The organism is Cohnella ginsengisoli, from assembly GCF_029525555.1.
Classification (GTDB): Bacteria; Bacillota; Bacilli; order Paenibacillales; family Paenibacillaceae; genus Cohnella; species Cohnella ginsengisoli.
In genome coordinates this window covers 875,092-899,295 of sequence record NZ_JAPDHZ010000003.1, presented here as the reverse complement: position 1 = coordinate 899,295, position 24,204 = coordinate 875,092, and the positions used below count along the sequence as shown (strand labels likewise).

The window sequence follows — 24,204 nt, the reverse complement described above, 5'->3', positions numbered from 1 at the left end:
CCCATGACCCACCCCGACGCGCCATTCGAAACAAGGTGCCTGCATTCCCTGGAGAAGGTATTCGCGGATGAACCGCTTCGCGCCGTCCCATACATGCGCGGCTCGGCGCTCAAAGGGGAGACCTACGCCTTCCAGGTCGCTTACCGCGCGCCGAGGCTGACCAAGCGGATCGCCGTAAGCGCGGAATCCCCGCTCGGAGACCGCGTCTCCCTGAGAGCCGTCGGATTGTCGCCGGCTGAGCTGCCCAGCCAGTATGACCACGACGACTACATCCTTCGGGCGACGCCGGGTTTATATCCCGATCCGCTGTACCCGATTCAAGAGGAACGGGGCGTGACCGGTTTTCGCCATCAATGGCGGTCGGTGTGGGTCGCGGTAACGACCGATGCCGATACCCCTGCGGGCAATCATCCCGTCGTCGTCCGGTTCGCGGGCGAGGAGGGCGAGCCGCTGGGGGAGGAGCGCTTCGAGCTGGAGATCGTGGACGCGGAGCTGCCGCCGCAGACGCTCATCCACACCGAATGGTTCCATGGCGATTGCCTGGCGAATTATTACGGCGTGGAAGTGTTCGGCGAAGCGCACTGGTCGCTGATCGAGCGCTACCTGGATACGGCCGTACGTCATGGCATGAACATGGTGCTGACGCCGCTGTTCACGCCGCCGCTCGATACCGCGGTCGGCGGGGAGCGGCCGACGGTCCAGCTGGTGGACGTGACGAAGGACGGGGACTGCTACGTATTCGGGTTCGAACGTCTGGAACGTTGGATCGCCATGTGCGACCGGGTCGGCATCCGTTACTTTGAGTTTTCGCATCTGTTCACCCAGTGGGGCGCGAAGCATGCGCCAAAGATTATGGCCGACGACAACGGGACGTACCGGCGGATTTTCGGGTGGGATACGGATTCCGCAGGCGAGGCATACAGGGCTTTCCTCGGCGCATTTCTGCCGTGCCTCGTTGCTTTTCTCCGCCGTCGCGGTTTGCTGGATCGCAGCTACTTCCACATTTCCGACGAACCGCTTGCCGAGCACATGCCCTGGTATCGCAGCGCAAGCGAGCTGATGCAGTCGCATCTCGGCGAGCTGCCGATCATCGACGCGCTCACCGACTACGCTTATTACGAGCAAGGTCTCGTGCGGCGGCCGATCCCGTCCAACGATCATATCGGCCCCTTCCTGGAGCGGGGGGTTCCGGAGCTGTGGACCTACTACTGCTGCGCGCAATACAAGCAGGTGTCCAACCGGTTCTTCAATATGCCTTCGGCCCGCAACCGCGTGATCGGCATCCAGCTGTACAAGTTCCAGATCGCCGGGTTCCTGCATTGGGGCTATAACTTCTGGAATGCGCAATATTCGATCGAGGCGATCGATCCGTACCGCGTGACCGATGCCGGCTGCACGTTTCCTTCCGGCGACGCGTTCCTCGTCTATCCGGGGGCGGACGGCACGCCGGTCGAATCGATCCGCATGGAGGTGTTCTACGAAGCCCTGCAGGACTTGCGCGCGCTCCAACTGCTCGAAGGCTTCGTGGGACGCGAGCGGGTGCTCGCGATGATCGAAGACGGGTTGGAGGAGCCGCTGACGTTCATCGCATATCCTCATGACGCCGCTTGGCTGCTGGGATTAAGAGAGGCTGTCAATTCGGCGATCAAAGCCCATATCGGTTAATCGAACGCGGCGCAGGACAATCGTCCTGCGCCTTAATTTAAGAAGAGGTGGATAAAAGTGAACGTAACTACCGACAAGGCGGGCAAGTCCGGCGATCCGGTGACCGTCGTCATCGTCGGCGCGGGCAGCCGGGCCATGAACTATGCCTCGTACGCGCTTAAGCATCCGGAGGCGATGCGGGTCGTCGGCGTCGTCGAGCCCAATCCCGTCCGGCGGGCGCATACGGCCAGTCTCTACGATCTGCCGGCGGACCGGTGCTTCGCGGACGTCGACGCGTTCGTGTCCCGCCCGAAGCTGGCCGACGCCGTCATTAACGGGACCCTGGACGCGCTCCACGTGCGGACGACGCTGCCGCTTCTCCGCAAGGGCTACGACGTGCTGCTCGAAAAGCCGGTCGGCGTCTCGGAGGAAGAAGTGCTTGAGCTCTATCGCGTCGCCGAGACGCATGGCCGCAAGGTCATGATCTGCCACGTGCTGCGCTACGCCCCCCTTTTACCAGGCGCTGAACCAGATCATCCAGGCCGGCGAGATCGGCGACGTCATTCATGTCCAGACGGAGGAGAACGTCGATTATCACCATATGGCGACCGCTTTCGTGCGGGGAAAATTCGCGAGCCTGGAGCGGGACGGGTCTTCGTTTCTCATGGCCAAATGTTGCCACGATCTCGATTTGATCTCCTGGTTCAAGACCGGCGTCAAGCCCGTCCGCGTCAGCAGCTTCGGCCGGCTCTCGCAGTTCCGCGAGGACCGCGCGCCGGAAGGCGCCGGTACGCGATGCGTGGCGGATTGCCCGATCGAGGAGCGTTGCCCCTACTCCGCCAAAACGCTCTACGTGGATCGGGGCCTATGGCCGGTATACGTATGGCCCGGTTACCTGGACGGCGTGCGGCTGAGCGACGAGGAGAAGCTGGCGAGCCTGGCGGGGGACAACCGGTTCGGCCGCTGCGTATGGCGCTGCGACAACGACATCGTCGACCACCAGGTCGTCCAGTTCGAATTCGAGGACGGGAGCACGGCGGCGCACAGCCTTGTCGGGGCGACCTCCAAAGCCTGCAGGACCGTGCATATTACGGGGACTAAAGGAGAGATCTGCGGCGAGCTGGAGGAAGGCGCGTTCGTCGTCCGGCATCCCGATCCGTGGCGGGAGGACCGCGTATACGCGGAGCGCAAGGTCGAGATCGAGGTGTCCGGCGAGATGCACGGGGGCGGCGATCACCGGCTCGTCGAGGATTTCCTGCGGGTCGTCCGGGGCGATCCGGACGCCGGCTATTCGACCTCGCTGGCGCATTCGATCGTCGGGCACGTGGCGGGCTTCCGGGCGGACCTCTCCATGGCTGCCGGCCGGACGATCGAGATCGATTGGGACTGCATTCTCGTTTAAAGGAAGGCGGGGAAGGTTATATAGAAAGGAGTTTGAGCCTATCAGTTAAAAATTCGCGAAACGCTTAATGGAGGGATTGCCCGATGGCCGACCAATACGCGATGCAGGATCCGACGAAGCAATATCCGAAGGCGGGACCGGAGTATCAACAGACGCAGGAGCCGCCCGGTCTCCAAGTCGAAATGAACCCGATTCCCGACTGCGGCGAACGGACGTACCGCGGCACGGGAAGGCTCGCCGGACGCAAGGCGATCGTCACGGGGGCGGACAGCGGCATCGGCCGCGCCGTGGCGATCGCCTTCGCGCGTGAAGGCGCCGACGTCGTGCTGTCGTATTTGCCGGAGGAGGAAGCGGACGCGCAGCAGGTGCTCAAGCTGGTGGAAGAGGCCGGGCATACGGCCATTGCGCTGCCTGGCGACCAGAAAGACGAGGCTTACTGCGAGCAGTTGGTGCAGACTGCGGTCGACAAGCTCGGCGGACTTGACATCCTGGCGAACGTGGCGGGCATGCAGCAGTTCGTGCCGGACATCGCCGAGCTGACGACGGAGCAGTTCGACGCGACGTTCAAGACGAACGTGTACGGCTTGTTCTGGTTGTGCAAGGCGGCGATCAAGCATATGCAGCCTGGCAGCACGATCATCAATACGTCGTCCATTCAGGCTTACAAGCCCGCGCCGATCCTGCTCGACTACGCGACGACGAAGGGCGCGATCAACGTGTTCAGCAAGGCGCTGGCGCAGCAGGTCGCGAGCAAGGGCATCCGCGTCAACGTCGTGGCGCCCGGCCCGGTCTGGACGCCGCTCCAGGTCGCCGGCGGCCAGCCGACGGAGAAGCTGGCGAAGTTCGGCGAGACGACGCCGCTCGGCCGTCCGGGCCAGCCTGCGGAGATGGCGCCGGCGTACGTATTCCTGGCGAGCCAGGAATCCAGCTACGTGAGCGGCGAGACGCTGAACGCGAACGGCGGCACGCCGACGCCATAAGCGCAGCCGCGACAGGATCGGCTATCGCAAGCGGGACGAAGCGATGTTTGCTTCGTCCCGTTTTTGCTGTGGACGAGAGACGCTCGCCGCGCCTTTCATTTACCATCTCTCTTCCATTTCGAATATACTCAGTGGGGATGTAACCCATTTGATCTGAAATGATGCGCCATGGCATGGATGAGAGCCGTAAATCGATTGCATCGACGGAAGCCTACATCGAGACCTTCTCGCCGGACATCCAGCTGTTGCTGCAGGACGTCCGGGAGACGATCCGGTCCGCCGCGCCGGAGGCAAAGGAGAAGATCGGCTACCAGATGCCGACGTTCGATCTGCGCGGCAACCTGGTGGGGGGGCTATCGTTTACTTTTACACGATACCGAGAACATCGCCGTCATCGCGCTCATCGCCGCCAAATCCACCTTGTCGATCCCAAAGGAGGGACACCGCGTGAATTTCAACATAGAAGAAGCCGTCGCCATCCTGAGCCGCACGCCGCAGACGCTCGCCTCGCTCCTGTCCGGCCTGCCAGAAGGCTGGCTGGGCTGCAACGAAGGAGAGGGCACCTGGGACGCGGACGAAGTCGTCGGCCATCTGATCGAAGGGGAGAAGACGAACTGGATTCCGCGCCTTGCGTTTATTTTGCGCGAGGGCGAGAGCAAGCCTTTTCCCGCGTTCGACCGATATGCGCACCTGAGCGCGGGAAGCCGGACGACGGAGCGGAAGCTCGAGGAATTCGCCGAGCTCAGAGCCCGCAGTCTTGAGCGGCTTCGGGCGCTCGTCGACAACGAAGAATGGCTGGAAAAGACGGGCGCGCATCCGGCGTTCGGCAAGGTCAAAGCCAGAGAACTCGTCTCGGCATGGGTCGTGCACGACCTGACGCATCTCTCGCAGATCGTCAGGACGATGGCGCTGCGCTACAAGACGGACGTCGGCCCCTGGGTTCAATATCTCGGCATTCTCAACCGGTGAGCGAATCCCTTCGGCAAGCGACAGGCGGCCGGATTTTTCGTTGACGCTCCTCCGCCGCCATAATAGACTGGAAATAAATGATTTGTTTTTAGGGGGAAGTCGGGTTGAGTTCGAAAAAGAGAGCGCTGACGATGGCCGGCGTATTCGTGGCGGGCGTCGTTGGCGGAGCCGCGCTGATGTACAGCGATTCCGTATACGATGCGGTGAACGACGCGCTGGGCAAAGGCGCGACGCAGAACGCCATCGGCAGCGTCGGCGATACGACGTCGATTAATATTAACGGCATGGATCTGGAGACGGCGATGATGGCGGTGCAGTCGAATCGCGCGAGCGCGCTGGAGCAGCAGCTAAAGGATCAGATCGCGGCCGTTCAAGCGAAAAACGATCAAATCGCGAAGCTGAACCAGGCGTTGGCCTCGGCGAACCGGCTACTCGGCGTGTTCGGCGGCGATGCAAAAGCGGATACGCCCGTGCCGTCCAACGCCACCTCGGGCGCGATTGCCGCCGAGCTGCAAACCGCGCTCAAAAACGCGTCCTTATCGGACCCGCTTCCTTCCGCGAAGGGACAGCTTGAGGGACTCATCCAGAAGATCAAGAGCCAGATCGACGCGCTTGCCAATTCCCAGCAGATGGACATGCTCCGGCTCCAGAGCTTGTCGAACAAGCGCAACGAAGCTTTTGACACCATGTCGAATTTCATTCAAAAGATGCAGGATTCCCGCAGTTCGATCATCGGCAATATGAGATAAGCGGGCGGGCACCGCGCGGAAACGGAAGAGCGGCCATGACAAGAGAAGACATCATCGCGTTCCTGGGCGACCACGCCCTGCTGCGCGGCATACCCGCCCCAGAGCTCCGCATCGCGGCCGCTTCGATCGAGCCCGTCTCGTTCGAGGACGGCCGTTCGCTGCTCGTGGAGGGAGATACGGGGACGGATTGTTACTTTATCAAGCGGGGCTCCGTGCAGGTCTCCTCGCGCAATCTGGTGGGCAAGACGCTGCTGCTCGCCGAGCTTGGCCCCGGGGCGCTCGTCGGAGAGATCGGGCTGCTGCGCAGCGAGCGGCGGACCGCGACCGTGACCGCGATCGGCGACGTCGAGGCGCTGCGGCTGGACCGCCGGTCGTTCGAGCTGCTCGCCGAGCGCAGTCCGCTGTTCCACGAGAGCCTGCTGCTCACGGTCCGGATCCGGCTGATCCACCGCTTGCTGCGCAAAGCCTCGATCTGGGCGGACATCCCCCGACGCCGAACTCCGCGGCTTGGCGGAGATCACGGCGGTGCTTCCGATGAAGAAAGGCGACGTTCTCGTTCGGGAAGGCGAAGAAGCCGACCGCTTTTATATGGTCGTCGGGGGGCGCGTCGAAGTACGGGCGGCAGGACGGCGAAAGGCGCAGCTTAGAGCGGGCGACTTTTTCGGGGAAATCGGCTTGCTGTCCGGTACGGTCTCCGAGGCGACCGCGACGGCGGCCGAAGACGGCGAGCTGCTCGCGATGGGCAAAAACGAGTTTCAGTACATTTTGGACTACTATGCGCCCGTGCGCCGGCAGTTCATGGAAATGCTGCGCATTCGGGCGCCGCACCTGAGGCCCCAAGCGGAGAGCGCGGAAGCGCCAATCGTCGTGACCGAGTCCGCGCTGCCCAAGGCCAAGGAGCGATGGGTCGACGCGCTGCTGTGGCTCGGCGGCGGCTTCGTCCTGCTAACCGCGCTCGCCTTGGTCCTGCGCAGCGACTGGCTGAACTTCGCGACGCTGATCGTCGGCGGCTTCGTGGGTCCAGTGACGTTCGTCGCGTATATCCGGGGACATCAGCTGCTCGGCTTCAGCACGCTTCGCCTCGGCTTGATCTTCCTGTCCTCCGCGGTCGTCGCCGTCCCGCTGGCGTGGTATCTGGAGCATGTGTCGCTCTTCGGCGCAGGCCAGAGCGATTTCTCGCGGTTTAAGGTCCCGTTGACGGTATCCGTCATCGAAGAGGGAGCCAAGCTGCTCGTCTGCCTGGCGCTGATCCGGACGAAGCAGATGCGTTTCCTGATGGACGCGGTCGTCTTCGGCGCGGCGGCCGGCATGGGGTTCGCGGCGATCGAGAGCGTGATCTACGGCTGGTCCCATCTCGGCGAAGCCTCGTCGATGGGCATGCTGTCCGTGCTCTGGATCCGGGCGCTGCTGTCGCCCTTCGGACACGGCACCTGGACGGCGATCGCCGCGGCCGGCATCTGGATCGCGGCCGCGGCGCGGGCTACCGCTGCCGGGGCGGATGCGAGGCGGCGAATCCAGCCTTGGAATGCGGCGTTTCTGCTCGCCGCCGTCGTCGCCCTGCACGCGCTGTGGGATCTTCGGTTCGAAGGCGGCCTGGCGAAGGTCGGGATGATGGCCGCGGTCGGGGGCGCCGGAATAGGACTGCTATACTTGCTGGTCCGTACGGGCCGCAGAGAAGAATACCGCGCCTTCTCCGCGCTGAATCCGTACGTCCAGGAGGCTGTGCGGCACGTCGACACTGCCCGGGAAGCGTCGGGCGAGCTTCGCTGCGACGGCTGCGGCACCGTCTCCCCCGCGGGAGACGCGCTACTGCGCCCGTTGCGGACGCGCGCTGAGGGCCAAGTCCTGAATGAAACGCGCCGGCCGCGGAGCAAATCGTCCGATTTCGCCACGCACCCGCGCATCAAACGTGTAACCCTGTAACCCCCCAAGTACAAGCCTTAAAAAAATAGAGTAACGTCTTAGGCCGCTCTTACGTATTCCCGATATAAGGAACGACGCGGCATTGCCGCCGCGCTGTCGGCAGCAGCCGTTTATATGGATATTTTGTTTACAACCCTCGAATCCTAGCATTATATGGTACTATTTAATTATATGAACTGAGCGTCCGATCGATCGCATATTCATAGCATAGCGGCAGAGCGGGCGGACCGGATATCCATACATCGAGGGGAAGGGGCAACTAGCGTTGGCCGGAAAGAATTATTTGAAAATGCTTGGGGTCGTGGTCGGCGCGGCTATCGTGAATATCCTCGCGCTATCGCCCGCCTTCGCCGGCGTGACGATCGGCGGCAGCGCGTTCGAGACGGCGCTGGGGGTGACGCTGCTCATCGCAAGCGTCATCGCGATCGTTTACGGCAGCTACAACTGGCTTTACAAGACGCCGATCGTGCTGACGACCAAGCCGATCAAGACCCGCGAGGACTATGCGAGCGCGCTCGCGCCATACGGCAAAGTCCGGGTGCTCGCGGAGGATATCGCGCTGGCGCTCGAGCAGATGGACCGCATGGACAAGAAAAAAGCGACGCTGTTCAAGGTGCTCCATCAGCGGTTCGATCCCGCCGAGATGAGCTTCTCCAAGTTTTCCGGCGTGGCCGAAGAAGTAGAGAATCTATTCTACTTGAATATAAAGAGCGTGCTTAACCGGCTCGGCGTGTTCGACGAAGCCGAATACGAGCGGGTGATGACGCGCAGGTCGGCGCGCTACTCGCCGAAGCTGCTCCAGGAGAAAACCGATTTTTACAACGAATATATGTCCTACATCAAGCACGCGATCGGCACCAACGAGGAGATGCTCCTGCAGCTCGACAAGCTGCTGCTGGAGATCTCGCGCCTGGACAGCATCGAGCCGGGCGACATCGAGCGGATGCCGGCCATGGTGGAGATCGACTCGCTGATCAAGCAAACCAAGTACTATAAACAGTAAGGGGTGCAAGCGCATTGAGGAGCGGCAAAAAGTTTTTATGGGTAACCGGCATTATTCTGATCGTCGTATTCGCAATCGTGTATATCGGAGTCAACGTGTCCACGAATTGGGGCAAATCCGACAAGCAAGTGGCGACGGAGGATGCGGGCAAGCGGCTGACCAAGCTCTACAACAACATCGACGTCACCACGGAGACGCCGGCTAAGGGACAGATCGACCTGGATCCGGTCGACGTCGCCGCCTCGCTGCCGGATATCGCCAAGTTCCCGATCGCCGTGGACAGCACGACCGCGGACTTTGCTGAGATTTTCTCCTCCACGGAGAAGTCCGGCACGGGCAACGACGGATGGCTGACGGACGTAGCGAACGATTTTAACAAGGCGAAGATCAGCGTGAACGGCAAGACGGTCTCGGTCAAGCTGCGCAATATCGCTTCGGGTACGGCGGCGGACTATATCCGCTCCGGCAAGTACGTGCCGGATGCTTACACGCCGTCGAACGAGCTGTGGGGCGAGATGGTCAAGGCATCGGGCGTCAAGACGCAGCTCGTGACCAAGCGCCTCGTCGGCAACGTGCCGGGCATCGTCATTTCCAAGGCGAAAAACGACGCGCTCGTCCAAAAATACGGCTCGGTAACCGTCAAGACGGTCACCGACGCGATCGCGGCCGGCGAGTTCGCCATGGGTTACACGGATCCTTTCGCCAGCTCGACGGGCCTCAACTTCCTCGTCGCCGCGCTGAAGACGTTCGACGGCTCGAACCTGCTCAGCGACAAGGCGGTCAAGGGCTTCGAAAGCTTCCAGGCGAACGTGCCGTTCATCGCGTCCACGACGCTGCAGATGCGCGATGCCGCCAAGTCGGGCGCGCTAGACGGTTTCGTGCTGGAGTATCAGACGTACGTCAATGCGGCGGACCTGAAGGGCGGCTACGTGTTCACGCCGTTCGGCGCCCGGCATGACAGCCCGCTGTACGCGCTCGGCAACATCTCCGCGACGAAGCTTGAGATCGTCAAGAAATTCGCCGAGTTCGCGGCGCAGGCCAAGTACCAGGATGCCGCCAAGAGCAAGGGCTTTAACGAGCTGGAGGATTACAAGCCGACGGTCGGCGCCGTCGACGGCAGTACGCTGATCGCCGCGCAGAAGGTGTGGAAGGAAAAGAAAAATGGCGCCAAGCCGATCGCCGCGGTATTCGTCGCCGACGTCTCCGGCAGCATGGACGGCGAACCGCTGAACCGGCTCAAAGAGTCGCTGCTTAAGGGGCAGAAGTACCTCGGCCGCGACAACAGCATCGGGCTCGTCTCGTACTCCAGCGCCGTCACGATCAACCTGCCGATCGGCAAGTACGATACGAACCAGCAGTCGATGTTCGTCGGCGCGGTGGACGGCCTGCAGGCGGGAGGCAGCACGGCTACGTTCGACGGCGTCGTCGTCGCGATTAAGCTGCTGCAGGACTACATGGCCTCTGACCCGAACGTCAAGCCGCTGATCTTCGTCCTGAGCGACGGCGAGACCAACGTCGGCCTCAAGCTCAAGGAAGTCCAGAGCCTGATCGCAAGCTACAAGATCCCGATCTACACGGTCGGCTATAACGCGGACATCAAGGCGCTGCAAAACATATCGAGCATCAACGAAGCCGCCAGCATCAACGCGGACACGGACGACGTCGTCTACAAGCTAGGCAACCTGTTTAACGTTCAAATGTAAAGCTCAAGACATAGGAGAGGTGGACGCGAAATGTCATTTTCGATGGAAGTCCCAAGCCAGGAAGAGATTAAGGTCGCGATCGAGGAAGAGGTCAAGCCCGTCCCCGAGGAAGTCGCCAAGCTCAAGGAGCTGGCGGATAACAACGTGAACGCGATCATGTCGCTCGACCTCGAATCGCTCGACAATCGCAAAGGCATTCTGCAGTCGATCGATACGTTCGGCATGAACACGATGCGGTCTTCTTCCGAGAAAAACCAGCTGCTGCAAATTACGGTAGGAAACCTGTCGAAGACGGGAGACGACGGCGGCCAGGTCGCCAAGGGGCTCTCGGAGCTGAACATTCAGCTTAAGGATCTCGACCCGAGCGCGGTCGACTTCGCCAAGCACGGCCTGCTCGGCAAGCTGTTCAATCCGCTGCGCGCCTACTTCGCGCGGTACGAAAAGGCGGACACCGTCATCGCCGACATCATCGTCTCCCTCGACAAGGGCAAGACGACGCTGAAGAACGACAACACGACGCTCGAGATCGAGCAGCAGACGCTGCGCGACCTGACCAAGAAGCTGCAAAAGGAGATCGAGCTCGGCACGCTCATGGATTCGTCGATCGAGCAGCAGGTCGAAGCGGCTAAGGTACGGGGCGAGGATCCCGAGAAAATCCGTTTTATCACCGAAGAGGTCATGTTTCCGCTTCGCCAGCGCCTGATGGACCTGCAGCAGATGCAGGTCGTCAATCAGCAGGGCATCATGGCGATCGAGGTCGTCGTGCGTAACAACAAGGAGCTCATCCGCGGCGTCGACCGCGCCAAGAACGTCACGGTGTCCGCGCTTAAGATCGCCGTCACCGTCGCGAGCGCCCTCTACAACCAGAAGATCGTGCTGAAAAAAATCGAGCTGCTCAACCAGACGACGAACGAGCTGATCGCCGGCACGTCCCGCATGCTCAAAGACCAGGGGGGCGGCGATTCACAAGCAGGCCCTCGAGGCGAACATCTCGGTCGATACGATGAAGCAAGCGTTCACCGACGTACTGTCCGCGCTCGATTCGATCAGCGCCTTCAAGCAGGAAGCGCTGCCGAAAATGCGCGAGACGATCAACCAGTTCCGCGAGCTGGCGGATACCGGGGAAAAGCAAATCCAGCGCCTCGAACGGGGCAACAAGCTGGGCCTCTAAGCATCGTCCGCTGTTTGGGTTAAGATGTTGCATGCTTTGAGTCTAGCGCCATCCCTTATCATTTTATAAGTTCGGCCCGGCACGTCTGATTCCCAGACAGCCGGGCTTATTCATTTGCGCGGTTTTCGGGTATCGCATGTGCGAGTGGGCGGGGTGAGGCGGACTGAGGTGGAGAAGGCATGGGATTAGCGAAATCGCACATTTTTTGTGCGGTTCCCGCGTAGTGCCAGGCAAGCGCGAGGGGAAGGAGACGCTTCTCGGCGCCATAACGCTTGAACTTCCGTTACCCTCTGCTATGATGTAGCTAGTCCAATTGGAAACGGAGTCATTCGCTTGCGGAAATCGTTGCTTATCCTAATCGGCGTTCTATGCGCGGTTCTGTTGTACTTTACGGTCCGGTCGGCGGACCGGGTATTCCGTTCCGACGGGCAGCTTCCGCAGACGCGAGCGGAGCAGGAGCCCCGCTATCGCCTCGTCCTCATCACGCAAGAGCTGGATACGCCATTCTGGAACCAGGTCGCCGCGGGCGCGAAGGCTGAGGCGAAAGCGAGCGGCGCCAGCATCGAGGTATGGGGCAGCTACAACAAAGACCAGGACGACTTCCTGAAGAAGCTCGAGATCGCCATCGACTCCAAGGTGGACGGGATCATCTTGCAAGGGCTGGATACGGAAGCGTTTAAAAATTTGACGAAGGTCAAGGCTGCCTTTTACGGCATTCCCGTCATCACGGTGGGCAGCGATGTGCCGATGGCCGAGAGCCTCCGGAGAACGTATGTCGGCTCCGATCAGTTCGCGGCCGGGCAGATGATCGCCAGGCAGCTGATCGCGGACATGGGGAAGTCGGGCACCGTCATCTTGATGGGCGACGACCGGCAGGAGTATTATCAGCGGCAGCGCATTCAGGGCATCGACGACGTGCTCAAAAAATATCCCGGCGTGAAGACGGCCTATGCGAAAACCGAGGAGACGCGCGAGCAGGTCATCGCCGCGACGCAGGACATGATGAACAAGCTGCCCGACGTCGACGCCTTCGTCGCCGTGAACGCCAACATCGCGGACGCGATGATTCAGGAGATCGGCAGACGCTCGCAGGTAGGGCCGTACGACATTTACACGTTCGACGACAGCTCGGACAGCCTGGACCTGCTTAAGACGGGCAAACTCGACGGCGTACTCGAGCAGTCCCCGGACAAGATGGGAAGGATGAGCGTGAACCTGATGGTCAAATGGCTGAGCGGAGAGGTCATGCCGCTCAATACCGACGGCTACCCGACCGACATCCGGATGCTCAAGCTCAAGGAGGCGCCATGACGAGCATTCAGCGCAAGATCTGGACGCTCGCCGCCATCGTCTTGTTCATCATGGTCGCGATCTGGATGACGCTGACCTACTACAACCAGAAGACGCAGGAGCAGTACAACGATATTTTGCAGCGATACTTGCGCATGAACGAGGTGACGACGGCGAGCCAGCAGACGATCACCGCGCTCAACAATTACAGGCTCGAGCCGACGGCGGCCAACCTCGGCCTGCTCGACCGAAGCAAGGAGGAGCTGCGCAGAGCCAGGCTCGGCGTCATCAATCTTCGGAACGCGGACAACGACTTCGCGATTACCAACTACATGAACCTGATCGACAGTCTGCTCGAGACGATGGACCGTTCGCTGCTCTTTCAATCCGAAAAGGAGTCCGAGGATTCGGCGAACGCCTTTCTCGAAGCGACGCGCATCTCCAAGTACATCTCCGAGATGACGCTCACCCTGATCGACACCGAGCTGAAGACGTACGACCAGTTTTACCGCGGCATCATCGAGCAATCGGCCGAGCTTAAGAAGCTGGGCGTCTGGCTGCTGCTCACGATCACGCTGCTTATGCTGCTGTTTACGTACGGATTTTCCCTGAGCATCACGCGTCCGATCCAGAAGCTCACGCAGGCGGCCAAGGAGCTGTCGCGCGGGCGGTTCGACCTGAAGGTCGAAGTCAAGTCTAATGACGAGATCTCTTTCCTGGCCAAAATGTTCGAACGCATGCGCGTCAATATCAACAACCTGATCTCGGAAATTCAGCAAAAAGCGCAGCTCGAGCGCGAGCTTCAGCAGAACAAGCTCCTCCTGCAGGAGAGCCAGCTGCGCAGCCTGCAGAGCCAGATTAATCCGCACTTTCTGTTCAACACGCTCGATACGCTGTCCAAGAAGGCATACCTGGAGGGCTCCGAAGAGACGAGCGACCTGCTCGCGAGCGTGGCGGGCCTCCTGAGATACAATCTGAAGCGGCTTGACCGCTCCGTCACGCTGTACGACGAGGTCAACGTGCTGCGCCAGTACATGGAGATCCAAAAGGCCCGGTTCACCGACCGGCTTCGGTTCGAGGCGGACATCGACGAGTCGTGCCTGCACGTGCAGATTCCGGGTCTCACGCTGCAGCCGATCGTGGAGAACGCCGTCATCCATGCGGTCGAGCCGAGCGAGGAGGGCGGCACGATCCGCTTCCGGGTGGCGGACGGCGAGGAGCGGGTGAGGATCGAGATCGCCGACGACGGACCGGGCATGTCCGAGGACAAGATCAGGCAGATTCTCGAGGAGCGTGCCGTGGAGACGGAGGGTCATTCGACCGGGATCGGCTTCAGCAATGTCGTCAGACGGCTCCGCCTCTTTTACGGCACCGACGACGTCATGGAGATCGCGAGCGGCCCCGGGGGCACGACGGTCGTCCTTCAAATACCGAAAACAAGGAGGTTCGATAGCGATGACTAGGCTCTTGATCGTGGACGACGAGCAGATCGAGCGGGACGGATTGCAGGCGATTCTGCGAAAAGGCTTCCCCGAGCTGGACATCGCGCAGGCGAAAAACGGAAAGATCGCCGTGGAAATGGCCGCGGAGCTGCAACCCGACCTCATCCTGATGGACATTAAAATGCCCGGCATGAACGGCCTGGAAGCGATCGAGATCATCGCCGAGGCCCAGCCGGGCGTCAAGTTCGTTATGGTCACGGCATACGACACGTTCGATTACGCGCGGTCGGCCATCAAGCTCGGGGTCAAAGACTACCTGCTCAAGCCGAGCAAGGCCAGCGAGATCGTGGCGACGGTGGGCAAGGTGCTGAGCCAGATCGAGGAGGAGCGCAGGTCGGCCGAGACGAGCAAGCGGCAGGAGGCTGCGCTGCGCAAAGTGCTGCCGGTGATCGAAGCCGATATCGTCACGCAGCTGCTGTTCGACCATGTGCACGAGGTGCATCTGGACGAATTGGTCGGCCTGCTCGGCGAGCGCGCGGGCGGCGAGCCGTTCGCAATGTCCGTGCTGCTGCCGGCGGGCGCGGAGGGGCTGTACGCCGCGATCCGGGAAAAAGCGAGACAGGCGGGCGGCGGCTGGGTCGGCGCGATGTACGGGCGGCATATCCCGGTCATCGCGTTCAGGGAACCGGCGCGCTCGTACCGCTCGCAGGCGCTCGCCCTGGCGCGCGACCTGCTGTCTGTCGCGGACGCGGGGATGCGGGGCGTTGCATCGTCCGGCGCGGACCTGTCGGACTCGGGCTTGACGGGCGCGTTGGCGGCCGCGAGTCTGCCGGGTTCGGGCAGCTCGTTCGTCGGCATCGGCGGCGTATGCGATTCGTTGGACCAAATCCGGCAATCCTATCAGGAGGCGCTCATCGCGTCTTCGGATCCGACGCTGCCGGTCAAGTATCGATTTTACGCGGATACGCCCGCGCTCGGGATGGCCCGGGAAGGGCTGTCGGCGAAGCAGTGGGAGCGCCAGTTCTTCGATCGCATCCGTCTCGGGCAATGGGAGCAGATCGAAGCGGACGTCCAGGAGCTGCTCCGGCGGAGCGAGAGCGAAGGCGCGGACCTGCTGCTCGGACAGCAGCGCGCGCTGGAGCTGCTCTGGCTCGCTTCGCGCGTGCTGCTGGAGATGGGCGTGGAGACGGAGTCGCCGCTGTTTTCGGTGCAGGCCCGCGAGTATCGGCAGCTGCGCGCCGAGACCGCCCTGCTGCTCGCGCGGATGCGGCAGGCGTTCGAGACGCACCAGGAGCGGGTCAAGCCGGATGCGATCCAGCAGATCAAGCAGTACGTCTACGAGCATTCCCACGAGGACATCTCGCTCGAGGCGATCGGCAAGCGGGTCGGACTCAGTCCCTTTTATATCAGCAAGCTATTCAAGGAGCAGCTCGGCGTGAATTACATCGATTTCCTGACCGAATGCCGCATCGACAAGGCCAAGAAGCTGATGGGCGATCCCGAGCGCAGCCTGAAGGAGATCACGTTCGAGGTCGGCTACCACGATCCGAACTATTTCAGCAAGGTGTTCAAAAAAATGTGCGACGTCTCGCCCACCGAATACCGCAAAACGCTGCTTGGAAAAAGGGGATCGTAAAGATGGTGCAGTCGTGGATACGCGTCAGGCGAGGGATGAGGCCGCTGCTTCTGATGGCGCTGGCGCTGACGCTGGCATGCTTGGCGGCAGGCTGCGACGGCGGCGGACGGTCGGGCACCGAGCCCGCGGCTTCCGCTTCGCAAGGAGCGGGAGGCGGCGGGGGCGTCGCGCCTTCGGGCCATAGCGGGCCGATCAAGATCGGCTTCGCGATGGACACGCTGCTCGAGGAGCGCTGGCTGCGCGACCGCGATCTGTTCAAGGCGGCCGCGGAGGCGCTCGGCGCCGAGGTCGTCATCGAGGCGGCGAACGGGGACGACGCCAAGCAGATCTCGCAGGCCGAGACGATGATCGGCGAAGGCGTCGACATCCTCGTCATCGTGCCCCACAACGCGGCGGCGACGGCGGCGATCGTCAAGCGCGCCCATTCCTCGGGCATCAAGGTGCTCGCCTACGATCGGCTGGTCAACAACGCCGATATCGATCTTTACGTTTCCTTCGACAATGAGAAGGTCGGCGAGCTCCAGGCCGAGGCGATTCTAAAGCAAGTGCCGCGCGGCAAGTACGTCTATATCGGCGGGGCCGATACGGACAACAACGCGCATATGTTCAAGCAAGGCGTGTTCAACGTCATCCAGCCGAAAATCGACAGCGGCGACATCAGGGTCGTGTACGACCAGTGGAGCAAGGACTGGCTGCCGGCGAATGCGCTGGCCAACATGCGGGCGGCGCTCGACGCGAACGGCGACCGGATCGACGCGGTCATCGCGGCCAACGACGCGACCGCGGGCGGCGTCGTCCAGGCGCTGGCCGAGCGTGGGCTCGCCGGAAGGATCCCGATCGCGGGCCAGGACGCGGATCTCGCGGCCGCGCAGCGGATCGTCGAAGGGACGCAGACGATGACCGTCTACAAGCCGATCAAGCTGCTCGCCGAGAAGGCGGCGGAGCTCGCCTTCAAGCTCGCGCGGGGAGAAGACCCGGGCGCCGACCGGAAGGTCAACAACGGCAAGATCGAGGTGCCTTCCGTGCTGCTCTCGCCGATCGCCGTCGACAAGTTCAACATCGACGAGACGATCATCGCGGAGGGCTTCCATACGCGGGAGGAAGTGTACAAGAACGTGAAGCAGTAGGAACGCCGGCGGTTTCGGCGGAAGATGGCGAATTGTGCGAGAAAGCGTCAGGGACGATGTCCTGGCGCTTTTTCTCATGTTGCAAGCGGGAGAAGAAGCGGAGTGTTAGTGTCAGCGCGAACGCGGGTAGCGACGTGGCCCGCATAGCGCAAAATTGCGCTATGTCGCGGACGCAAGTTAGCGCCGGCACGAACGCGGGTAGCGACGTGGCCCGCATAGCGCAAAATTGCGCTATGTCGCGGACGCAAGTTTCGCGTCGGCACGAACGCGGGTAGCGACGTGGCCCGCATAGCGCAAAATTGCGCTATGTCGCGGACGCAAGTTGGCGCCGGCGCGAACGCGGGGAGCGACGTGGCCCACATAGCGCAAAATTGCGCTATGCCGCGCACGTAAGTTGGTGCCGGCGCGCACGCGGCTAGCGACGTGGCCCGCATAGCGCAAAATTGCGCTATGCCGCGGACGCAAGTTAGCGTCGGCACGAACGCGGGTAGCGATGTGGCCCGCATAGCGCAAAATAGCGCTATGCCACGGACGCAAGTTGGTGTCGGCGCGAACGCGGGTAGCGACGTGGCCCGCATAGCGCAAAATTGCGCTATGCCACGGACGCAAGTTGGCGTCGGCGCGAACGCGGCTAGCGACGTGGCCTGCATAGCGCAAAATTGCGCTATGCCGCGGACGCAAGTTAGCGTCGGCACGAACGCGGGGAGCGACATAGCCCGCATAGCGCAAAATTGCGCTATGCCGCGGACGCAAGTTGGCGCCGGCGCGAACGCGGGGAGCGACATAGCCCGCATAGCGCAAAATTGCGCTATGCCACGGACGCAAGTTAGCGTCGGCACGAACGCGGGTAGCGACGTAGCCCGCATAGCGCAAAATTGCGCTATGCCGCGCACGTAAGTTAGCGCCGGCGCGCACGCGGGTAGCGACGTGGCCTGCATAGCGCAAAATTGCGCTATGCCACGGACGCAAGTTGGTGTCGGCGCGATCGCGGCTAGCGACGTGGCCCGCATAGCGCAAAATTGCGCTATGCCACGGACGCAAGTTAGCGCCGGCACGAACGCGGGTAGCGACATGGCCTGCATACCGCAAAATTGCGCTATGCCGCGGACGCAAGTTAGCGTCGGCACGAACGCGGGTAGCGACGTAGTCCGCATAGCGCAAAATTGCGCTATGCCGCGCACGTAAGTTGGTGCCGGCGCGCACGCGGGTAGCGACGTGGCCCGCATAGAGCAAAATTGCGCTATGCCGCGGACGCAAGTTTCGCGGACGCAAGTTGGTGTCGGCGCGAACGCGGATAGCGACGTAGCCCGCATAGCGCAAAATTGCGCTATGCCGCGCACGTAAGTTGGTGCCGGCGCGCACGCGGGGAGCGACATGGCCTGCATAGCGCAAAATTGCGCTATGCCGCGGACGCAAGTTAGCGTCGGCACAAACGCGGGTAGCGACGTGGCCCACATAGCGCAAAATTGCGCTATGCCGCGCACGTAAGTTGGTGCCGGCGCGCACGCGGGTAGCGACATAGCCCGCATAGCGCAAAATTGCGCTATGCCGCGGACGCAAGTTAGCGTCGGCACGAACGCGGATAGCGACGTAGCCCGCATAGCGCAAAATTGCGCTATGCCGCGGACGCAAGTTAGCGTCGGCACGAACGCGGGTAGCGATGTGACCCGCATAGCGCAAAATTGCGCTATGTCGCGGACGCAAGTTAGCGCCGGCGCGCACGCGGGTAGCGACGTGGCCCACATAGCGCAAAATTGCGCTATGCCGCGCACGTAAGTTGGTGCCGGCGCGCACGCGGGTAGCGACATAGCCCGCATAGCGCAAAAATGCGCTATGACGCGGACGCAAGTTGGCGTCGGCACGAACGCGGATAGCGACGTAGCTCGCATAGCGCAAAAATGCGCTATGCCGCGCACATAAGTAAGCGTCGGCACGAACGCGGGCGGCGACATGGCCCGCATAGCGCAAAATTGCGCTATGCCGCGGATGCGAGTTAGTTTTCCTGCGCCTTAATCACCTGCTCGACCCCGAGCAGAATCAGGTTCAAGCCGAACTCGAACGACCGGTCGGTCCCCATCAGCTCGAACATTCCGCTTTTGAACAGCCTCCGGAACAGTCCCGCATCCTCCTCGCTCATGGCGTCCAGCAGACCAATCATCCCGCCTTTATGGAATTCTCCCTGGTCGTTCATCATCGCGGCCACGTTGCGCTGATGCTGATAGTCGTCCAGCACGAAGTAGTGAACGTAATTCACGAGCGCAAGCACCGTCTGTATTTTCTGCTCCTGCGCAAGCGGCGTCGCTTCCAGGCAGAGCAGCATGCGGTTGGTAAGCCGGATGATGTCCGGCTCGTGCGGGAGCGTCAGCATCATCAGCTGCGTGGAGCAGGGGTACCGGCGGTGCACGTTTCGTATCGTAGTCGCAATGCCCGCGAGCTGCGCCTTCCAGTCCCCTTCAGAACGATACTCCTCCAGGATGATTCGCGATACTTGGTTGGCCAAGCGCTGATAGAGATCCAACTTGCTCTTGAAGTACCAGTACAGCGAGGGCGCCTGGATTCCCAGCCGATCGGCCAATCGTCTCATGCTGAATTTTTCGATGCCGTCCTCTCCCAGAAGCGCCCACGAGGCTTCCAGAATTTTGTCTTCCGATATTTGCGGCTGCTGCTTTTTCATCGATATTCCGCCCTTTGTCTAACGGTGTAAGATTATTCTTTACAGGTTCATAAACCCATGATATCATCTAACACTGTAAGGTTCAATCTAACGGTGTTAGACTGATGCTTGCTGAGTTAGACGGTTGCCCGAAAGTTAGACGAGCGCCTGCTAACTTAGACGGCTGTCTATGTTAGACCAAAGCCTGATAAAACCAAAGAAAGCGGTGACCCGCATGGAATCTGCAAACCTCCATTACTTTGAAAAAGCGCCGATCGCCAAAGCCGTAGCCCACTTCGCCCTGCCGATGATGCTAGGCACTTCAATGGCCGTCATTTACTCCATCTTAAATGCCTATTTCCTTGGTACGCTTAACGATACCGCCATCCTATCCGCGCTCGCGCTCACGCTGCCGTTGTTCGCGATCATTATGGCACTGGGCAACCTGATCGGCATCGGCAGCGGCGCCTTCATCTCCCGCCTGCTGGGAGAGAAAAAATACGAGGACGTCAAGCATGTGTCTTCGTTCGCCTTTTACAGCAGTCTGGTCCTAGGACTTATCGTGATGGCCGTCGGTCTGCCGTTGATTGACCCGATCGTTCACGGACTGGGAGCGACGGCCGATTCGTTCGGATTCACGAAGGACTATGTCACGATTATGCTCATCGGTTCGCCGTTCGTCGTGTTGTTTTTCACGCTGGAAAATATCGTGCGCTCGGAGGGTTCGGCCATCACGTCGATGGTCGGTATGATCCTCAGCGTCGCCGTCAACATCGCGCTCGATGCGCTCGCCGTCTTCGTCTTGCACTGGGGCGTCATCGGCGTCGCGTCGGCGACGGTCGTATCTAATCTGGTCGCTGGCGTCTACTTCGCTTTCCATATGGGCTACAAGAGTTCATTTCTAACCGTCTCGGCAAAATGGTTCAAGGTGAGCAAGGATATCCTGAGCAATGTGTTCAAAATCGGCGTCCCCGTCTTCGTGATGAGCGTATTCCTGGGGGCCATGTCGCTGATCTTTAACCACTACCTGGTCGAATACGGAGAGCAAGCCATCGCGGGCTACGGCATTTCGTCTCGCTTGCTGCAATTTCCCGAGTTTATTCTGATGGGCTTGTGCGAGGGCGTCGTGCCGCTGATCGCCTTTTCTTTTACGGCCAACAAGCTGCGCATGAAGCATACGATCTCCTTTACGATCAAGACGATCGTGGGGCTGGCCGTCGTATTCGGCGTCGTCGTCTATCTCGTATCCGACCATCTGATCGGCTGGTTTACGAACGACCCGCAGTTGATCGAAATGGGCAGCTACATTTTGCACGTGACGTTTCTCTCCTTGTTCATAACGGGCATGACCTCGCTGTTCACGGGGATTTTTCAAGCGACCGCGCAGGGGACCGCCGCGTTTGTGATGTCCGTCGTTCAAGGGGCAACGTTGATTCCCGTGCTTTTTATCGCCAATCGCATGAACGGCTTCCACGGCGTCGTCTGGTCGCTCGTCATCGCGGATGCCGTAGCGTTCCTGGTCGGAGCGATCTTGCTGTACGCGCTGCGGAACAAATTGCAGCCGGATCTTGAGCAATTGGCGCAATAAAACAAAACAAGGCAGTCGCGCAATCGTTAACCGCACCTTCGGGATGCGGTTTTTTGTCATTTCCGGCCAGGATAAAATTTTGCAGGCGGTCGCAAAAGAGTGCTATCGATAAGCGCTTTCACGCGTCTTGTCCGGTGCTATAGTTGGTCTTGTCAGAAAAACCGAAGAGATCGAAAGGGGTTACAACAAATGAAAAAAGGATTCAAATCGATCGCGCTATTGCTGGTCGTCATGATGTTCGCGGCGGTCGCCGCAGCTTGCGGCAAGGATGGAGCGAGCAGCAAGGTGAGCGTGGGTATCGTGCTCCCGACGAAGGACGAACCGAGATGGGTGCAGGACGAGCAACGCTTTAAGGATGCGCTGTCCGGCACGAAATATACGACGGATATTCTGTTCAGCCAAGGCTCCTCCGCCAAGGAAAAGGAAAACGTCGAGACGCTGATCAACAAAGGCATTCAAGTCCTCATCATCTGTCCGCAAGACGGCGACGCAGCGGCGGCAGCCGTAGAAGAAGCCAAAAAAGAAGGCATCAAGGTCATCTCCTACGACCGTCTGATCACGAACACCGATGCGGTCGACTACTACGTCACCTTCGACAGCGTGGCGGTCGGCGCGGCGCAAGCGCAATACCTGGTCGATCACGCCAAGGGTCAAGGCGAGCCGCTGTACCTGTACGCCGGCGCCGCTACCGACAACAACGCGTTCCTGTTCTTCCAAGGCGCATGGCAGACGCTGCAGCCGAAGATCGCGGACGGCACGTTCAAGATCGCGAACTCGAGCGAAGCGGTCGCGCTGAAGGATACGAAGGACCTGACCCGCGAGCAAATGAGCAAGATCATCGGCCAAGTCACCACGAACTGGGACGCCAACGAAGCCAAGAACAAAGCGCAAACGCACCTGACCTCGGCAGCCGCCGACATGAAGGGCGACGTCGCCATCCTGGCGCCGAACGACGGCACGGCTCGCTCCATCGCCGACGTATTCGGTTCCGACAAGGCGATCACGAGCTACGTCGTTACCGGTCAAGACGCCGAGAAGGCATCCATCCAATACGTGATCGACGGCAAGCAATCCATGACGGTGTTCAAGGACGTCCGCACGCTGGTCAAGGACGCGATGGGCATGGCGGTCGATATCCTGAGACGGCAAGACGCCCGAGACGACCGGCTCTTACAACAACGGCAAGGTGGACGTGAAGGCGAAGCAAACGGACGTCATCGTCGTCGACAAGGGCAACGTCAAGGAAAAACTCATCGATTCGGACTACTACAAAGCGGGCGACTTCACGGGACTGTAATCCCAGCCGGCACATAGCAGAAGCGCGGGATCGTGATAGATGCGTCTATCGCGATTCCGCCATTATCGAACGTCGCTGCGCCTAAGGAGTGAAGAGAATGAGCGACTATATTCTAGAGATGAAGAGCATCACCAAGGAATTCCCGGGCGTCAAGGCGCTCACGGACGTCAGCTTCAAGGTCGAGCGGGGAGAGATCCACTGCCTCATCGGGGAAAACGGCGCGGGCAAGTCCACGCTGATGAAGGTGTTGAGCGGCGTTTATCCGCATGGCACGTATTCGGGCGACATCGTATTCGACGGCAAGGTGCAAGCCTTCTCGAAGATCAGCGACAGCGTCAAGACCGGCATCGCCATCATTTATCAGGAGCTTGCGCTGTTCCCGGATCTCACCGTCTACGAGAACATTTTTGCGGGCAACGAAGTGAAGCGAGGCGCCGTCGTCAACTGGAACCGCACGATCGTCGAAGCCAAGCGCATGCTCAAAAAGGTGAAGTTGAACGTCAATCCCGAGACCCTGATCAAAGACTTGGGCGTTGGCAAGCAGCAGCTCGTCGAGATCGCCAAGGCGCTCAGCAAGGAAGTGAAGCTGCTCATCCTGGACGAACCGACGGCCGCTCTGAACGAGAACGACAGCGAGAACCTGCTCGAACTGCTTCGCGAATTGAAGGATCAAGGCATTACCTGCATCATGATTTCCCACAAGCTCAAAGAAGTCATCTCCATCGCCGACAAGGCCACCGTCATCCGGGACGGACGCACGATCTGCACGCTCGACGCCGCCAAGGGCGAGATCACGGAAGGCGTCATCATCAAAAACATGGTCGGGCGCGAGATCGAGGACATCTATCCCAAGCGCGCGAACAAGAAGTTCGGCGACACGATCCTCGAGGTCCGGGATTGGACCGCCTACGACGCTCCTTCGGGCAGAAACGTCGTCAAGAACGCCAACGTGCACGTTAAAAAAGGAGAAATCGTCGGGATCGCCGGCTTGATGGGCTCGGGGCGGACGGAGCTGGCACTCAGCATCTTCGGCAATCCGAAGTCTTATAAACTGCAAGGCGAGCTGCTCGTGGAGGGCAAGCGCCGTTCGTTCAAGCATACGAGCGACGCGATCGAAGCGGGCATCGCCTATGTCACGGAAGACCGCAAGGGAGACGGCCTATTTCTGCTCCAGGACATCAAGAGCAACGTCTCCGCCGCGAATCTGAACGGCATCGCCAAAGGCGGCATCATCAACCAGAACGAAGAGGTCAAGGTAGCCAACGAATACAAGCGGTCGATGAACGTGAAGGCGCCGTCCGTCGAGCAGATCGTCGGCAACTTAAGCGGGGGCAACCAGCAGAAGGTATCGCTCGGCAAGTGGCTGTTCGTCGGTCCGAAGCTGCTGATTCTCGACGAGCCGACCCGCGGCATCGACGTCGGCGCCAAGTTCGAGATTTACACGATCATGAACAAGCTGATCGCCGAAGGCATGAGCATCATCATGATCTCCTCGGAGCTCGGCGAGGTGCTCGGCATGAGCGACCGCGTCTACGTCATGGCCGAAGGCAAGATCAAGGGCGAACTGCCGATCGAACGGGCCAGCCAGGAAAAAATCATGGAGCTCGCCACGCAATAGGAGGTATCA

At 60.7% G+C, this 24,204-nt stretch carries 16 protein-coding genes and 4 pseudogenes; 19 read left to right on the top strand and 1 reads right to left on the bottom strand.

Annotated features, from left to right (window positions below):
- Positions 1–3: 3 nt before the first annotated feature.
- The 16 genes and pseudogenes from OMP38_RS15530 to xylF all read left to right on the top strand — a co-directional run bounded on the left by OMP38_RS15530 (position 4) and on the right by xylF (position 17,039).
- Positions 4–1,665 carry a DUF4091 domain-containing protein gene (locus OMP38_RS15530; protein ID WP_277565942.1) on the top strand — a complete coding sequence of 554 codons (1,662 nt, stop codon included), beginning with the start codon at positions 4–6 and terminating at the stop codon, positions 1,663–1,665.
- Positions 1,666–1,800: 135 nt separating this feature from the next.
- Positions 1,801–2,070 (top strand): annotated as a pseudogene (locus OMP38_RS15525) (Gfo/Idh/MocA family oxidoreductase); the annotation flags it as partial.
- Positions 2,071–2,167: 97 nt separating this feature from the next.
- Entirely contained in the window at positions 2,168–3,046 is an 879-nt protein-coding gene (locus OMP38_RS15520) for a Gfo/Idh/MocA family protein (RefSeq protein WP_338130574.1), read from the top strand.
- An 83-nt stretch (positions 3,047–3,129) separates the two neighbouring features.
- Positions 3,130–4,026, top strand: coding sequence for an SDR family oxidoreductase (locus OMP38_RS15515; protein WP_420869658.1), 897 nt, complete (start codon positions 3,130–3,132; stop codon positions 4,024–4,026).
- 248 nt (positions 4,027–4,274) lie between these two features.
- Positions 4,275–4,373: pseudogene (locus OMP38_RS35895) on the top strand (hypothetical protein); the annotation flags it as partial.
- A 100-nt stretch (positions 4,374–4,473) separates the two neighbouring features.
- Entirely contained in the window at positions 4,474–4,995 is a 522-nt protein-coding gene (locus OMP38_RS15505) for a DinB family protein (RefSeq protein WP_277565941.1), read from the top strand.
- A gap of 104 nt (positions 4,996–5,099) precedes the next feature.
- Positions 5,100–5,744 carry a hypothetical protein gene (locus OMP38_RS15500; protein ID WP_277565940.1) on the top strand — a complete coding sequence of 215 codons (645 nt, stop codon included), beginning with the start codon at positions 5,100–5,102 and terminating at the stop codon, positions 5,742–5,744.
- Positions 5,745–5,779: 35 nt separating this feature from the next.
- Entirely contained in the window at positions 5,780–6,391 is a 612-nt protein-coding gene (locus tag OMP38_RS15495; protein WP_277565939.1) for a cyclic nucleotide-binding domain-containing protein, read from the top strand.
- Entirely contained in the window at positions 6,279–7,667 is a 1,389-nt protein-coding gene (locus OMP38_RS15490) for a PrsW family glutamic-type intramembrane protease (protein ID WP_277565938.1), read from the top strand. Before OMP38_RS15495 ends, OMP38_RS15490 begins: the two co-directional genes overlap by 113 nt.
- Positions 7,668–7,932: 265 nt before the next feature.
- On the top strand, positions 7,933–8,670 hold the full coding sequence (locus OMP38_RS15485; protein ID WP_277565937.1) for a hypothetical protein: 738 nt from the start codon (positions 7,933–7,935) through the stop codon (positions 8,668–8,670).
- Positions 8,671–8,684: 14 nt separating this feature from the next.
- Positions 8,685–10,373, top strand: a complete 1,689-nt coding sequence (locus tag OMP38_RS15480) for a vWA domain-containing protein (RefSeq protein ID WP_277565936.1) — start codon at positions 8,685–8,687, stop codon at positions 10,371–10,373.
- Positions 10,374–10,403: 30 nt separating this feature from the next.
- A pseudogene (locus OMP38_RS15475) lies at positions 10,404–11,544 on the top strand (toxic anion resistance protein).
- Positions 11,545–11,877: 333 nt separating this feature from the next.
- On the top strand, positions 11,878–12,855 hold the full coding sequence (locus OMP38_RS15470) for a sugar ABC transporter substrate-binding protein (protein ID WP_277565935.1): 978 nt from the start codon (positions 11,878–11,880) through the stop codon (positions 12,853–12,855).
- Positions 12,852–14,297: a sensor histidine kinase gene (locus OMP38_RS15465; protein ID WP_277565934.1), complete on the top strand. Its 1,446-nt coding sequence runs from the start codon at positions 12,852–12,854 to the stop codon at positions 14,295–14,297. Before OMP38_RS15470 ends, OMP38_RS15465 begins: the two co-directional genes overlap by 4 nt.
- Entirely contained in the window at positions 14,290–15,912 is a 1,623-nt protein-coding gene (locus tag OMP38_RS15460) for a response regulator (protein ID WP_277565933.1), read from the top strand. Before OMP38_RS15465 ends, OMP38_RS15460 begins: the two co-directional genes overlap by 8 nt.
- Before the next feature lie 2 nt (positions 15,913–15,914).
- Complete coding sequence (gene xylF, locus OMP38_RS15455) at positions 15,915–17,039, top strand: D-xylose ABC transporter substrate-binding protein (protein ID WP_277565932.1); 1,125 nt, start codon at positions 15,915–15,917, stop codon at positions 17,037–17,039.
- A 1,993-nt stretch (positions 17,040–19,032) separates the two neighbouring features.
- Here the strand turns inward: xylF and OMP38_RS15450 are convergent.
- Entirely contained in the window at positions 19,033–19,713 is a 681-nt protein-coding gene (locus OMP38_RS15450; RefSeq protein WP_277565931.1) for a TetR/AcrR family transcriptional regulator, read from the bottom strand.
- A gap of 214 nt (positions 19,714–19,927) precedes the next feature.
- Between OMP38_RS15450 and OMP38_RS15445 the strand changes: the two genes are divergently transcribed.
- The 3 genes and pseudogenes from OMP38_RS15445 (at position 19,928) to OMP38_RS15435 (ending at position 24,195) form a co-directional block, all read left to right on the top strand.
- The gene (locus OMP38_RS15445; protein WP_277565930.1) at positions 19,928–21,280 is read left to right on the top strand and encodes an MATE family efflux transporter; all 1,353 of its coding nucleotides are present in this window, start codon (positions 19,928–19,930) and stop codon (positions 21,278–21,280) included.
- Positions 21,281–21,469: 189 nt separating this feature from the next.
- A pseudogene (locus OMP38_RS15440) lies at positions 21,470–22,577 on the top strand (sugar ABC transporter substrate-binding protein).
- A 97-nt stretch (positions 22,578–22,674) separates the two neighbouring features.
- Entirely contained in the window at positions 22,675–24,195 is a 1,521-nt protein-coding gene (locus tag OMP38_RS15435; protein WP_277565929.1) for an ATP-binding cassette domain-containing protein, read from the top strand.
- Positions 24,196–24,204: the final 9 nt, after the last annotated feature.

Bases quoted from the DNA above. Each gene is read 5' to 3' on its own strand.
- OMP38_RS15530 (WP_277565942.1), top strand. From the start codon at position 4: ATGACCCACCCCGACGCGCCATTCGAAACAAGGTGCCTGCATTCCCTG.
- OMP38_RS15515 (WP_420869658.1), top strand. From the start codon at position 3,130: ATGGCCGACCAATACGCGATGCAGGATCCGACGAAGCAATATCCGAAG.
- OMP38_RS15495 (WP_277565939.1), top strand. From the start codon at position 5,780: ATGACAAGAGAAGACATCATCGCGTTCCTGGGCGACCACGCCCTGCTG.
- OMP38_RS15490 (WP_277565938.1), top strand. From the start codon at position 6,279: ATGAAGAAAGGCGACGTTCTCGTTCGGGAAGGCGAAGAAGCCGACCGC.
- OMP38_RS15465 (WP_277565934.1), top strand. From the start codon at position 12,852: ATGACGAGCATTCAGCGCAAGATCTGGACGCTCGCCGCCATCGTCTTG.
- OMP38_RS15460 (WP_277565933.1), top strand. From the start codon at position 14,290: ATGACTAGGCTCTTGATCGTGGACGACGAGCAGATCGAGCGGGACGGA.
- xylF (WP_277565932.1), top strand. From the start codon at position 15,915: ATGGTGCAGTCGTGGATACGCGTCAGGCGAGGGATGAGGCCGCTGCTT.
- OMP38_RS15450 (WP_277565931.1), bottom strand. From the start codon at position 19,713: ATGAAAAAGCAGCAGCCGCAAATATCGGAAGACAAAATTCTGGAAGCC.
- OMP38_RS15445 (WP_277565930.1), top strand. From the start codon at position 19,928: ATGGAATCTGCAAACCTCCATTACTTTGAAAAAGCGCCGATCGCCAAA.
- OMP38_RS15435 (WP_277565929.1), top strand. From the start codon at position 22,675: ATGAGCGACTATATTCTAGAGATGAAGAGCATCACCAAGGAATTCCCG.